This window comes from Olivibacter sp. SDN3, from assembly GCF_014334135.1.
Lineage (GTDB): Bacteria > Bacteroidota > Bacteroidia > Sphingobacteriales > Sphingobacteriaceae > Olivibacter.
The window spans coordinates 3,284,790-3,298,780 of the sequence record NZ_CP060497.1 but is presented as its reverse complement, the minus strand read 5'-3'; the positions used below and the strand labels follow the sequence as shown (position 1 = coordinate 3,298,780).

Sequence of the window (13,991 nt, the reverse complement as noted above, 5' to 3'; positions counted from 1 at the left end):
CAAGAAGGAAGGTATTAGGTAAACAAACTTTAATCTTTTATGAGATCTCTTAATTGATGATGTAAGGTATTAAGTAATCCCTCATCTGCTGTGCTAATTTTATTTACCATTTCCTGCGGATCGACCACATGATCATAAATTTCCCTCGCCACAATAGAATCAGAATTAAATGGATACCATTCGGTGTAGCGATATCTTTCTGTTCTTAACGAATACCCCATATATTCAATCGTATCTTCTCCCATGAGGGCCGAGTATGGACGAATAAATTGACTCATTGCAAAGCCTTTTCCCGGATGATGGGGATGATCAAATGATGGCTTAAATGTTATCCCCTGTAAATCCTCTTTAGCTGGTAGTCTGCAATAATCCACTAGCGTTGGATAAATGTCTAATAATTCAACGAGCGATTCGCTTTTCACCCCCTGCCCTTTCATGTTCGGAGCAGAAACAATCAGCGGCACACGCACCGCATTTTCGAAATTGGTCGATTTTCCCCAGAGGTTTTGTTCGCCCAAATGATATCCATGGTCAGATAATAATACAACGATCGTGTTTTCGGTCAACTTAAAGCGATCAAGCGCTTTCAGTAATTTTCCTATTTGGGCATCTATATAACTAACAGAGGCGTAATACCCTTGCCATAACGCTTGTTTTGTTTGAGAAGAAATATTTCCAGTTTTTGCAATTCCCATGTATCCGCGTAACTCCTGCGAATCGTGAAATGCCAACCACGGCGCTTCTACGGGTTGCTGGTTAAGCGGTAAAGGAAAACGAACTTGATCATAGATTCTCCAGTACTGATCAGGAACAGAAAAAGGAAGGTGGGGTCTTCTGAATCCAACAGCTAGAAAGAAACTTTGCGATCGTAACTGACTGAGTATTTCAATAGAAGCCTCCGCTACCTTGCCGTCTATATATGCTGTATCTTGTACATTCTCTCGTTCCGTTGCGGCGCCTTTTACTCCGGTAAGATTTTTATCATTGATATATTTATGCCCCTTAGCATTCTGGGTAACATTATAGCGAACAGGACCTGACCAGGACAAAGAATCCTGATGTGTGGCCGGATCGTGATAAATTTTGCCTGCCGAGGCTGTTACATATCCGTTATTCTTAAAATATTGGGGCAGCGTAACAATTGCGGGCTGTGTGTTTCTAAAGGTTTCTTTTAAATCCCATATGTGAGTGCTATCAGGCCTAAGGCCGGTAAGAAATGACGTTCTTGAAGGGGAACAAACCGCTTCTTGGCAGTAGGCCTTTTCAAACAGCACTCCCCTTCTTGCTAAAGCATCTATGTTTGGTGTGTGGACGATGGAATCACCGTAACAGCCCAAGGTAGGACGAAGATCATCAACCACGATAAAAAGCACATTCGGCCGATTGTCTTGCGCTTTACAAGGCCAACAGAGAATGCCAATAAAAAAGAGTAAAAGCCACTGTTTGTTCTGCATCGTCTATTTCCGAATATATTTGCAAGAATGCATTGTATGTGCACTAAAATAATAAACTTTATGGAATTCCTCTTAGAGACATCTTTACAGTTGAAAGAGTAAAATTTGGCTGCATCGTTATGGGCTCCACAACTTATGAATGGATATTTGCTAACCACATAAGTGGAGATGCCGGGTTTCCGCAATAGTTCACCTCATCTCTGTAAAGCAACTGAATCAAAACCGGCAATGAGTAAAAAGCAAGGTTTTGAGACCGATCTGTTCGAAAACGCGCGATCAATGTTCGATTTCGAACACAAAAGACTGTTGGTGTTGAATTAAAATATTGGTTATAAGCATTTTATATTAAATGGCAGATGCTTTGCCGCATTTGGCGGAATAACAAACTTACTGAGATGATCAGAAATTACATTAAAATAGCTTGGCGGAACCTGAGCAAAAATAAATTTTCAACGGTTATTAATGTTTTAGGGTTATCTGTAGGCCTTACCTGCTGCATGTTGATCGGTGTATACCTAAAATATGAAACCAGCTATGATAATTTTCATCCCGACGGGGATCGGATCTTTCAAGTGGCAACAACTTTGCAAATGAATGGTGGGGAAAAAGAAAACTGGGCAACTACACCTACTCCAATGGCCGCTGCTTTAAAACAGGAATATCCACAGGTAGTTCAAAGTGCTCGTCTGCTCAACCTGTTGGGTGACGATAAGCTTCTAATTCAGCATTTCCCGGAAAGTGGTCAGCCAAAAGCGCTCTATGAGGAACGGGGAATGATGGCTGATCCTGAGTTTTTTGATATTTTTAATTACGAGTTTACAGAGGGCTCGGCAGAAAGCGCCCTTAACGGCCCTAATACAGTAGTTATCTCCTCGGTAATAGCAGAAAAGTTATTCGGGTCTGCTCCCGCCCTGAACCAGGAGATAAGAGTTAACAGTAATTTCAACGGTGAACAGGATTTCCGCATTACGGGGGTTTATAAACCCTTTAACCAAGCAACACATTTAGACATAAACTTTATTGTTTCCCTCAAGGGTGGTGATATGGAAAGTTATCTCCAAAATCACTTACAGGATTTTGTTACCAACAATATGTTTTATACCTATATAAAGCTTGCACAAAATGCGGATTACAAACAGCTGGAAGCAAAGTTTCCGTCTTTCCTGGAAAAATATGCCAGAAAAGACCTCAAGACTTCTGGCTTTAATAAAGAACAATTTTTAATCCCTGTTGCTGACATTCATTTGTTCAATAATATAACGCTTCAATTGAGCCCACCCGTTAGCAGTACCTATTTATTCATATTAGGATCTATCGCGGTTTTTACCCTATTAATCGCTTGCATAAACTTTATGAATCTAGCTACGGCCCGATCTGCAAAACGCTCTGCCGAAGTGGGTGTACGGAAAGTTTTGGGCGCGGAAAGGAAGAGTTTGATTTTTCAGTTTTTAAGCGAATCGTTTATCCTCGTTTCGGGCGCTTCCCTGCTATCAATAGTATTTACCATAGTGCTTTTGCCTGTATTTAATTCCGTTTCCGGAAAAGATATTCCGTTGTCTTTTTTTGTCGACTATAAATTAATTACCTATAGTATTATCCTTGCATGCACCACAGCAATTGTAGCGGGAAGTTATCCATCTTTTTACCTCTCTTCGTTTAATCCCATTGCGGTTTTAAAGGGTAAAATAGGCAATTCGCTTTCGGCAACGTTTTTAAGGAAAGGACTTGTTGTTTTTCAGTTCACTATTTCTATTACGCTTATTATCGCAACGATTGTTATAGCCCGGCAGATGCATTTTTTACAGCATACCGATCTCGGCTTTAGGAAGGACCAACAGGTAATCATACCCCTGAGAAGCCAAGGTGCCAAGAAAAATTTCGCTGCTCTTAAAGGGGTTTTAGCAAACGACAGTCGCCTCCATGCTGTTACCGCCTCGCGGTACTATCCCGGAATTTTTAACCCTTCAAACGGAAATTTATACCGGGAAGGACAGGCTAAAGAGGAGAGTAAAAATGTTAACACTAATGTTGTTGATGTAGATTTCATGAAAACCTTGGGAATTGAGAAGGTGGCCGGTCGCCTCTTCTCTGCCGAGTTTACTGCTGATACTGTCAATAGTATGGTAGTAAATGAACAGGCTGTAAAAGACCTTGGTTTTGCTTCGCCGTCAGAGGCTATAGGCAAAAGACTTTACTTGAATGAATTTCAAGGTAATACTACCTACGAGGTTGTTGGAGTAGTAAAGGATTTTCATTTTCAGGATTTTCGCCATGCCGTGACCCCTTATGGCTTCGAACTGGCTCCTACAGATTGGGATGCTTATAATTATATGATCATAAATGTAAATGAGACCAACTACGGAAACTTATTGAAGGCTATAGGAAATAACTGGAATAAGCTGAATCCCAATGAACCCTTTGAATATTTTTTTCTTGATGATAAGTTCCAGAATAATTATGAAGCCGATCAGCGCCTCTCAAATGTCGTATTGGATTTCACTGTTATAGCTATTTTTATTTCTTGCCTAGGTCTCATAGGTCTGGCCGCTTTCAGTGCCGAACAGCGAATTAAAGAGATAGGTGTGCGAAAAGTGCTAGGCGCAGGCGTATCAGCGATCGTGCTGATGCTGTCCAAAGATTTTCTGAAGTTGGTTTTGATTGCTGTAATTGTTGCAGTGCCTATATCCTGGTATATAATGAATCTATGGTTGCAGGAGTTTGCTTATCGTGAAGCTATTAGCTGGACGGTATTTGTAGTGGCCAGTACAGGGGCTTTTATGATTGCAATGATTGCTGTTGGTTATCAGGCGATAAAAGCAGCTACAGCAAACCCCATAGAGAGTTTGAGAAGTGAATAATCGTTTTTAGTTTAGATAGGGCAAGTGCAGTAAAATCTATTTTGCTCAATAAAGATATGCCAAACTCGAATTGCAAAATGCCTCTCTTAATTATTCACCTACTACAATAAAATCCATGAAATGCAAATTCTGGTGATGAAATGGTCATTTTCGGTGACAAAACCCGGTTTTTTGGTGATGGAACAGTAGTTGATTTTCATCACTAAAGCCGCTCAACACGCAACGCGGTTTATGACGATATCAATACCAGTCAAGACCCGATGAAAAACCGTCTGTTAAATTCGTTGAAAATTCTTTGTGAAGGGAGTAAAACATTTTGAGACCAGAACAGTTGTTACTTTGAAAAAACATCGCTAATTACGCTAAAGATTGTTAAAACATACTGTAAATGATATTAAAAGCTGTTTAACATCAATACCATAGATTAGTAGTAAAATTCAATCACATGAGTACAGAAAACTTGCACGATAAGGAGGCCATTCAAAAATTAAAAGAAATGGTGGATAAAATAGATATTGGAATGTTGTGTTCTAATATATCAGCCGGTGACCACGTACATGCTGTACCTATGAGCAGACAGGAAGTGGATGAGGATGGCAATATCTGGTTTCTATTTTCCGCTGAAAGTGAATCGCATCAAAACCTTCAGAAAAACAACAAGCTAAGTCTTTTATATTCAGACATCAAAGACTATAACTTTATCAGTATTGATGGCACCGCTGAAATATCCAGGGATCAAGCCCGTATAGAAAAATATTGGAACAAAATGATCGAAGCCTGGTTCGAAAAGGGAAAAGAAGATCCCCGAATAAGGGTTTTAAAAGTCATTCCCTCAGAAGCCCACTATTGGGACAACAAGACCAATAAGCTGGTAACATTCCTAAAAATTGCTGTGAGTGCCGTATCGGGAAAGAAGATGGATACCGGAAGACAAGGTGATCTTAACCTTTAAATGGATTAATAAGAACTTAATCTGGCAGTTACAATCAGAAGTCTCTTATCCAAGCGCCTAATCTACCTCTAATTTAACATCATAAATTATGACACTCAATTTTCTAAACAATTGTACCTGAAATTTGAAGGTTCTACAGGATTAAATTGCACATTTACTTTTTCATTTTTTCTATTTCCCGTCCAATTATTGCTGCCGCGTCTCCTCCTTCTCCGAAACCTTCAAAAATATGTACAATTCTACCGTTTTTATCCACTAGAAAAGACTTTGGTATGGCACGAACTTCATAGGACGCTATCTGAGTACTATAGAAACCTTTTAAATCAGAGATATTGATCCAGGATATTTCGTCTTTTTGTGATGCAGATCTCCAATCTTCTACATTGTTGTCGACATAAAAACTTAAAACTTCAAAATCTTCCTTGTTGAACTTCTTATAGATGTCTGCTAACTCCTTATTACTTGCCCTGCAGGGACCGCACCAAGCTGCCCAGAAATCGAGCAGGACCACCTTACCATAAAAATCAGATAATTTATATTCTTTGTTGTCAAGATCTTTTCCTGCTATATCTACAGCAACTGCTCCTACTTTTAGTTCATCATTTGCAATATACTGCTTGATTACTTCTCCAAATTTTGTTGCTCTTAGCTCTGCGGGAAAAGTATTAAAAAGTAATTTCAAACTGTCTTTGGTTAAATCATTCCGTAAAAAATACAGTTCATTTATTGTTACAATTGATGGCTCGAAATTTTCAATGGTATTAATTCTTATGTCTGTAACCTCTTTGTCTATCTTGGAAATAGTATTCCATATTTTCTTAAGTACCATTTCGTTTTTTTCATTCATGGCAAGTCGAAAAAGACTGTCGCGTTTTACATCCTGAATAAAATGCTGACTTTCAACAGATTTATATATATCATTTAACGGTGATCCAGTTACCTTTATATTGGAGAAATCTTTTTTGCACCCCTCTAAACTGATTCTTTTGTTCTCAACCCAAAAATTAAATTCAACTTCTCCAGATTCAGGTTCTAACCTGTATACACACGGTTCTTCAATATCTCCTTCGAAATATATATTACCATTTGTTAAATAAGCGGAGTCAATCTCAGCTGTAACATCAAGGTTTATCAACAGAAACTTCGTTTGTTCTTCAAAGCCGGTTAGTTTTCCCATTATTTCAAATTGATTCTGCTTTGATTGCGCACAAACAATTAGGTTCGAAGGGAAAGTTAAAAAGAGCAATATTAGGGTATGTATGGGTATAATTTTAGCGTTCATTGTTCAAGATTATTTTTTATTAATCAACATACTTAATATGACGTACCTAATATACATCCTATAAGTAGGTAATACCTGTATACAAACATTTTTATTTGGTTATCCCATAGGTTAGCTTTTCTCCCGTTCTTTGATATTCAAATCATGGTATGCAACAAGTGTACAAAAACGCGTTTCTAAATTTAGTTAAAAACTTGAAGAATCTTTCGACTCAATGATCAAAGAGATCAATTAAATGATGAGGGGCATGAATGCGGCTGTCCAAATCTCCTCCTATCAAAGTCCACTTTACACCTCTTGATGACCGTATTTTATTTTGACTTTTGTTTCTAAGACTATTTTATTAATTAACAGATAAGTATTTCAATTTTTTTTCTTGAACAATTAGGAAGTAGAATAGTTATTACTGATCAATAAAAAACTTAATTATGAAAAAGGCAAAAAATGGGATCGGAAACCGGAAAATAGCTACTTACGAAGAATGGCTTAACGCGCGTAGGGAACTACTGAAAGCCGAAAAGGAGCTGACGCGCAACAGTGATGAGGTGGCAGAGCTGAGACTGCAGCTTCCCTGTGTTCCAGTTAATAAAGAATATATTTTTGATACGGATCAAGGTAAATTGACGTTTCGGCAATTATTTAAGAACCGTTCATAGTTATTGGTGTATCATTTACCGAAGAGCTGCAGCAAGAGGGTATCTTTTACAATTACCGGAGGGAAAGAAAGAGTAGATAACCAGTTTATAGCGCACCCCATTATTTCTGGAATGCTATCAAATCGCACGTACTTCACCTGACTGCCACATAGCTTTATTGATTTTTTGTACATTAGCATAAATATCTTAACTTTTATTTTCAAATATGGGCAAAATAAGCTCTCATAACCCGAATCTTGCTTTTATAAAAGAAGGCTGGACAGGAAATCCTATTTCGACAAAAGATAGCTATGAAAATTTAGACGGAACTTCCGTTAGAAGTCTAAGAGAACTATTACAGTGGGTTAGAGGTGAACGGCCGTTGGCAAAATTGAAAAAAAACCAAAAGTCTGCTTTATCGTTTACGCCTACAACGAATATAGGTGATAAAACGATTGACTGCATGATCCCTATTGGCCATGCGGGGTTCGTATTCGACGTGGGAGGGGTAAGGATTGTAATAGATCCGATATTGCACAACAGCACCTTTTTGAAAAGGTTTACCCAGGTGCCTTTTAGTCCTTCTGAATTGACAGGTGTTGACTATCTGTTGCTCTCACATAACCACAGGGATCACATTGACAAAAAAACAGTCAAGTTACTTACGGCGCTCAATCCTACGTGTAAAATTTTAACAGGCCTGGAAACCGGAAAGCTGTTAAGAAGTTGGAATATAAGCAATGAGATAGAAGAAGCCGGCTGGTTTCAGCGGTACAATACAACAAAGGATGTGATCATCGATTATCTTCCGTCCAAACATTGGTCGCGAAGATGGTTGACCGATACTAATATCAATCTTTGGGGCAGCTTTATGATACAGTTCACTAAATTAAAAAAGACCGTATATTTTGGCTCTGACAGTGGTTATGGCGTACATTTTGAATTGATCGGAGAATTGTATGATATCGATCTAGCTATTTTGGGCATAGGTGCCTATGAACCGCAATGGTTTATGCACACGGGGCATATGGGACCAAAAGATGCCCTGATCGCTTTTGCAGATCTAAAAGCAAAAACGTTAATGCCTATGCATTACGGTACGTTTGACCTAAGTGATGAACCGGTGTATTATCCTGAAAAAATCCTAAGGGAGTTGAATGCGGACCAACGTGTAACTATCCGTTGGATGGAAATTGGCAAAAGAATGGAAGTATAAAAAATCACTTTAATACGAAATGATATATCGGGTATAGACTGTATAAGGTTTTTAGTAAAAAGAGGTATTTTTAAAAAGTCAATTACTTGAATAATAAACCGCTTCAAAATTTTACTTTATGAGAAAACTATGCTTACTATTCATCGCATTCCTTTTCGTGGCCCGTAACGATGGCTTGAAAAAAAAGAGTGATGCAAATTCATTTAAATTTTTGGATTCGTTGGCAAGCGATCTGGATTATTTCAAGTTACAGAAAGAATTTCAGCACTACAAAAACCAATTATCTAAAAGTGATTCCCTTTATTTTAAGGCAATTCTCGCTAGCTCCTTCAACGACCCTGAAAAATCAAATGAAGCTATTGAGGCTTTTTTCAAAATACAGCGAGAAAACACAAAAGATAGCCTGACAAAAAAAATGTTGGCCACTCAACTTACAAACCATATTAATCAATTTCAGTACGCAAAGGCTGTGAAAATAAATGAAGTTCTGCAGCTGGAATATGCTGAGCTTCTAGATTCCAACAAAATGGGAGATTTAAAAAATACGCACAAAATATGGCAGGCTTTAGAGGAAGTTCCACCACAGAAAGTAAATATTAGCGCTAACGGGGCCTTGCCCCTATCGAAAGATAAAGCAAGACTCTCTACCTTGGCGATAAATACAGGGAATACTACAACAGATTTTGTATTTGATACCGGAGCGAACTTCTCGGTAATCCAACGATCTGTTGCAAAGGATTTAGGAATGAAACTGCTTCCCGCACAGTTCGATGTGGATGCTGCTACCGGGCTAAAAGTGAAAAGCGATCTTGCAATTGCAGATACGCTGAAACTTGGTGAAATCATCTTCAACAATGTAGTTTTCTTGGTTTTTGACGATAAGGATTTATCGTTTCCTACAATTGACTATGAAATTAAGGGGATTATAGGTTTTCCGGTAATAAAGGCCCTAAACGAAATACACCTTACTCAAGACAGCTTGTACATTCCCCAGAGTCCAATTGAATACAGCTTTAACAACTTGGCATATGACGAATTTATGCCCATCGTAAAAACCAATTATAATGGGGATGAATTGCGTTTTAATTTTGATACGGGTGCTGCATCTACTTCCTTATATTCTAGATTTTACAACAAATACCAATCAGACATTGATACAAACCATACTAAAATTAACTTCAATGCCGGAGGAGCTGGTGGTCACACTTCTTTTGAAGGATATTTACTCGACAACATTAAACTTTCTGTGGGCAATTCAGAAGTTGGTTTAAAGGAAATACAGCTCCATCCACATAGAATTGGAAATACTGATGAGCTGCATGGCAATTTAGGCCAGGATTTTATCCAACAATTTGATACCATGATCATCAGTTTTAAATATGCTTCAATATTATTTCGATAGTTTAAAATTCGATTGTTAACAAAATTGCAAACATTCTTATAGTCTATGGATATATTCAATGAATCACTAATGATTATCAGATCACTTATCTCAAATTCCGATAAAATCTACTAAATTAGCCTGCTGCACTACAGTCAATTGCTTAAAAACATCTGGCTGTCAAGTTCAACAATGAATTAATAGCTTTACGACCAGTAAAAAATCTAATTTGATGAAAAAAACAACCTTACTAATTTGTCTGTTAGCAGCCTGTGCTAAGGTAAATTTTGCCCAGCTTCGCCTTCCCAATATCTTGTCTGACAATATGGTCTTACAAAGGAATACTCTTTCCAACATCTGGGGCTGGGGTGACGCTGCTACAACAGTGGTTATCAAGGCATCATGGCTTGATGATACCATAAAAACTACCGTTGATGCCGGGGGGAAATGGACAGCTCAGGTACCTACGAAACAGGCCGGTGGACCTTATGAATTGCATATCGCATCGGCGGGTAAAGAAATTTCCTTACATAACATATTATTGGGTGATGTTTGGTTAGTTTCCGGTCAGTCCAACATGGAATGGGGCGGCAGTCAGAATCTGCAGGAAATAATGGATGAACTCCCAAATGTTGATGACAGCAATTTAAGATTATTACAGATCAGCAGAACTGCCGCAAAATATCCGCAAGAAAATATCCCGAACAGCTGGCAGCTATTAAATGCAGAAACACTGAAACCCTTCTCAGCGATAGGTTATTTTATCGGAAAAGAATTCAGACGAGAGGTTGATGTGCCAATAGGTATAATAAACGCATCTTGGGGAGGTACGCCTGCAGAGGTGTGGACACCGGAATTCCTGATAGATAATGACATGCGCTTGCGCAAGGCGGCAGAGCTTCAAACGGAAGCACCTTATCGACCTCATGAGAAAGGCGTACTTTGGAACAGCATGATCTACCCATTAACTCCTTTTAAATTGACGGGATTCTATTGGTATCAAGGCGAAAGTAACGTGAACAGTTGGCCCGACTACGATAAACTGATGCGCACAATGATTAACTCCTGGAGGATGGCCTGGGATGAAGATTTGCCTTTTTATTTTGTTCAGATTGCTCCATTTGCTTATGATAATAAAATCCCTATGGCAGCACTGCTACGCGAACAACAGAGCAAAACTGCTAATTCGCTTGATCATACCGGGATGGTTGTCATTACGGATCTGGTAGACAATATTGATGATATTCATCCAATACAGAAGAGAGAAGTGGCCAAACGGTTAGCAAACCTAGCGCTCAATGAGCACTATGAGGTGGGTGATGATCAGGATTACAAATCTCCACTATATAAAAGTTACGCTATTCAAGGCAATACCCTTGTTGTTCATTTTGACCATTTGACTGGAGGCTTAATGACTAAGGGTAATCGTATTCAGGATCTTTATATTGCGGGGGCAGACAGTGTATTCCATGAAGCTGAAGGAAAGATAGAAGGGAATACGTTGGTTGTTTCATCTTCGAAGGTATCCAAACCGGTGGCCGTACGTTTTGGTTTTACCGAAACCGCAATGCCTAACTTATTCAATAAAAAGGGATTACCGGTATCTCCTTTCAGAACAGACGAATGGGTGCTTTCCGAATAAAGATTATACCTGAGAAAACTGTTTCTTTAAGCTATTGAAAAAGCCGAAATCCTACAATGAAGCTATTCAATTTATGCATATTGCTCGCTTTCTTCTCCCTGACCTGTTATTGTCAAAAAGAAAAAAACTGTGGAACTTCGATTAACGGATGAAGTCTTATTATTCGTTTCTTAACGATTTGACAGGATTGGCTATTGCCGCTTTGATAGCCTGGAAGCTCACCGTCAAAATGGCGATGACGCCCGCTAGTAATCCAGTAACTATAAAAACTTGCCAAGGCACAGAAATACTGTAGTTAAAACCCTGAAGCCATTGATACATGATATACCAAGCTATTGGAGCAGCAATAAGAAAAGCTATGCCTACGAGCCTGATAAACTCACCTGATAACAACCGAACGACACCCTCAACGCTGGCACCCAACACCTTACGAACACCAATTTCTTTACGCCTTTGCTCTGCGGTGTAGGCAGCAAGTCCGAATAAGCCTAGGCAGGATATAACAATAGTAAGGCCAGAGAAAAATCCTGTTAGTTTAGCTGTACGTTGCTCGTTTTCAAATTTCGATGCATATTCCTCCGCTACAAATTTATAATCAAAGGGATATGCCGGATTGTATGTATTAAATATTTGCTCTGCCGCATTTAGATTTTCTGTCATGCGGTTTTGTGGATTGAGACGGATGTGTACCACCATTGCTTCTTGCTTAGGTCCTTCGATAATCATAGGTGTAACAGGATTATAGGGCGATTCAATGATAAAGTCTTCCACAACACCTATGACGTGATATTGGGTGCCACTATCACTAATCAACTGACCGATAGGATCCGTGAATCCCATCGCCTTTACCGCTGCTTCATTCAGCAACATGGCAGTTGAATCGGTGGGAAATTTCCGAAAATCGATATCCCTACCCATCACGATCCTGACACCGGCAGTTTGAGCGAAATTTGCATCGACACTGTATCTATTAAAATTTATGGTAGCACCTGGCGCTTTGCCTTTCCAATCAACACCCCACGTGGTACTCCAGCTTTCGGACAGGGGTGAAAAAGTTTTGCTCATAGAAAGAGCAATTCCTTTGTCTATCAGCTCCCTACGGATCAGTTCATAATTTTTCCCTATATCTCCCTCGATATCATGATAGATTAACTGATCCTTTTGATACCCGGCATCCCTATTTTGCGTATATTGAATCTGCTTCCGAACGATAAAAGTACAGGCTATAAGTGTTATTGCAAAGGTAAATTGCAAAACAACCAATATTTTTCTGGCTGAAAAAGCTGAGGAGGAAACCTTAAAAGATCCTTTCAACACTTTCGCAGGGCTGAACGAAGAGAGAAACAACGCTGGGTAACTTCCAGCTAGCAAACCTGTTAATAAAACAAAGCCAATTGAAGCTACCCAAAACCAGCTGCTTTTTATAGGAATATGCAATGGTCCACCAATAAGATTACTGAAAGTTGGCAATACCCCCAGTATGATTATCATCGCGATTAAGGCTGATAAACAGGCTAATAGTATAGATTCGCCAATAAACTGACCGATCAGTATACCTTTTTTTGCACCCGAAACTTTCCGTATACCTACTTCTTTTGCCCGCTGCTCGCTTCTGGCAGTACTGAGGTTCATAAAATTTATACAGGCGATCAACAGGATAAAACAGGCGATTAGGCTAAACATCCTGACCGTTTCAATACGACCCCCTGTATTTACGCCATTCTCGAATCTTGACCATAAATGCCATTTCGCGGCAGGATGCAAGAAGATAATTCCATTATAACCCTCTATCCGTCGCTGTACGACATCTTTGATCTGGTGATTAAGCTGTTGCTCAGAAACACCGGCTTTGGCTTCCACAAACGTTTGTAACCAAAGGTTTGTCCAATTTTCATCATATCCATAGTTTGCTACATAAAATGACCAAGAGAAAAGCGCGTCTACCGAACGGAACCGACTATTAGCGGGCATGTTTTCATAAACACCTCTGATTGTTACCTGTAAAGTGTCATTGAGAGAAACCTGCTTATTGATTGCAGGCTGATGGCCAAATAGTTTTTCGGCAAAGCGTTCGCTGATTACCACACCCCGCGGATCAGCCAAAGCTGTGCTTTCGTCTCCCTGTAAGAGTTTGACATCAAACATGGAAAGAAATTCGGGATCTACATAAACTTCTTTCTGCCGGAAGGATTTATCTCCCACTTTCCAAAGAAACTCGCCAGCAGCACGGAATCTCGTAGCGCGCTCAACCGACGATATTTCGTCTACCAGTGCCGGTGCCAATGGCTGTGTAGTAGCGTTCATGCTTCTAATCTCTCCATCAAAAGGCAATTGCAGATAGGCTTCATATAAGCGTTCGCTTTTTGAATAAAACTTATCAAAACTAAGTTCGTGCTGAACCCACAGCAGAATAAGCATTGTACCAACCATACCAAAGGCTAATCCAAAAATATTGATAAATGCGTATCCTTTGGCTCTTACCAGATTTCGCCATGCTATCTTGAAGTAGTTCTTGATCATGCGCTAAACTTTTAATCGTTGGCTTATTTTTATAAAAGTATCATTTGTTAC

General features: G+C 39.2%; 9 protein-coding genes. 6 read left to right on the top strand and 3 right to left on the bottom strand.

All coding sequences use genetic code 11. The features are described from left to right. Positions 1 to 29 precede the first annotated feature (29 nt). Positions 30 to 1,454, bottom strand: a complete 1,425-nt coding sequence (locus H8S90_RS13625) for a sulfatase (RefSeq protein ID WP_187338421.1) — start codon at positions 1,452 to 1,454, stop codon at positions 30 to 32. Between the two features lie 395 nt (positions 1,455 to 1,849). On the opposite strand from H8S90_RS13625, the gene H8S90_RS13620 reads away from it, so the two are divergent. Together H8S90_RS13620 and H8S90_RS13615 are read left to right on the top strand one after the other, a co-directional pair. Then, the gene (locus H8S90_RS13620) at positions 1,850 to 4,312 is read left to right on the top strand and encodes an ABC transporter permease (protein WP_187338420.1); all 2,463 of its coding nucleotides are present in this window, start codon (positions 1,850 to 1,852) and stop codon (positions 4,310 to 4,312) included. Positions 4,313 to 4,757: 445 nt separating this feature from the next. Next, positions 4,758 to 5,264: a pyridoxamine 5'-phosphate oxidase family protein gene (locus tag H8S90_RS13615; protein WP_187338419.1), complete on the top strand. Its 507-nt coding sequence runs from the start codon at positions 4,758 to 4,760 to the stop codon at positions 5,262 to 5,264. A gap of 154 nt (positions 5,265 to 5,418) precedes the next feature. Here H8S90_RS13615 and H8S90_RS13610 read toward each other — a convergent pair whose 3' ends face one another. Continuing rightward, positions 5,419 to 6,441 carry a TlpA disulfide reductase family protein gene (locus H8S90_RS13610; RefSeq protein WP_187338418.1) on the bottom strand — a complete coding sequence of 341 codons (1,023 nt, stop codon included), beginning with the start codon at positions 6,439 to 6,441 and terminating at the stop codon, positions 5,419 to 5,421. A gap of 533 nt (positions 6,442 to 6,974) precedes the next feature. Here H8S90_RS13610 and H8S90_RS13605 point away from each other — a divergent pair. The 4 genes from H8S90_RS13605 (at position 6,975) to H8S90_RS13590 (ending at position 11,420) form a co-directional block, all read left to right on the top strand. Then, complete coding sequence (locus H8S90_RS13605) at positions 6,975 to 7,202, top strand: DUF899 family protein (RefSeq protein ID WP_187338417.1); 228 nt, start codon at positions 6,975 to 6,977, stop codon at positions 7,200 to 7,202. Positions 7,203 to 7,407: 205 nt separating this feature from the next. Continuing rightward, on the top strand, positions 7,408 to 8,397 hold the full coding sequence (locus H8S90_RS13600) for an MBL fold metallo-hydrolase (RefSeq protein ID WP_187338416.1): 990 nt from the start codon (positions 7,408 to 7,410) through the stop codon (positions 8,395 to 8,397). Positions 8,398 to 8,515: 118 nt separating this feature from the next. Next, positions 8,516 to 9,799, top strand: coding sequence for a pepsin/retropepsin-like aspartic protease family protein (locus H8S90_RS13595; protein WP_187338415.1), 1,284 nt, complete (start codon positions 8,516 to 8,518; stop codon positions 9,797 to 9,799). 211 nt (positions 9,800 to 10,010) lie between these two features. Beyond that, the gene (locus tag H8S90_RS13590) at positions 10,011 to 11,420 is read left to right on the top strand and encodes a sialate O-acetylesterase (RefSeq protein WP_255501605.1); all 1,410 of its coding nucleotides are present in this window, start codon (positions 10,011 to 10,013) and stop codon (positions 11,418 to 11,420) included. A 159-nt stretch (positions 11,421 to 11,579) separates the two neighbouring features. Here H8S90_RS13590 and H8S90_RS13585 read toward each other — a convergent pair whose 3' ends face one another. After that, positions 11,580 to 13,940: an ABC transporter permease gene (locus H8S90_RS13585; protein WP_187338414.1), complete on the bottom strand. Its 2,361-nt coding sequence runs from the start codon at positions 13,938 to 13,940 to the stop codon at positions 11,580 to 11,582. Between the last annotated feature and the right edge of the window lie 51 nt (positions 13,941 to 13,991).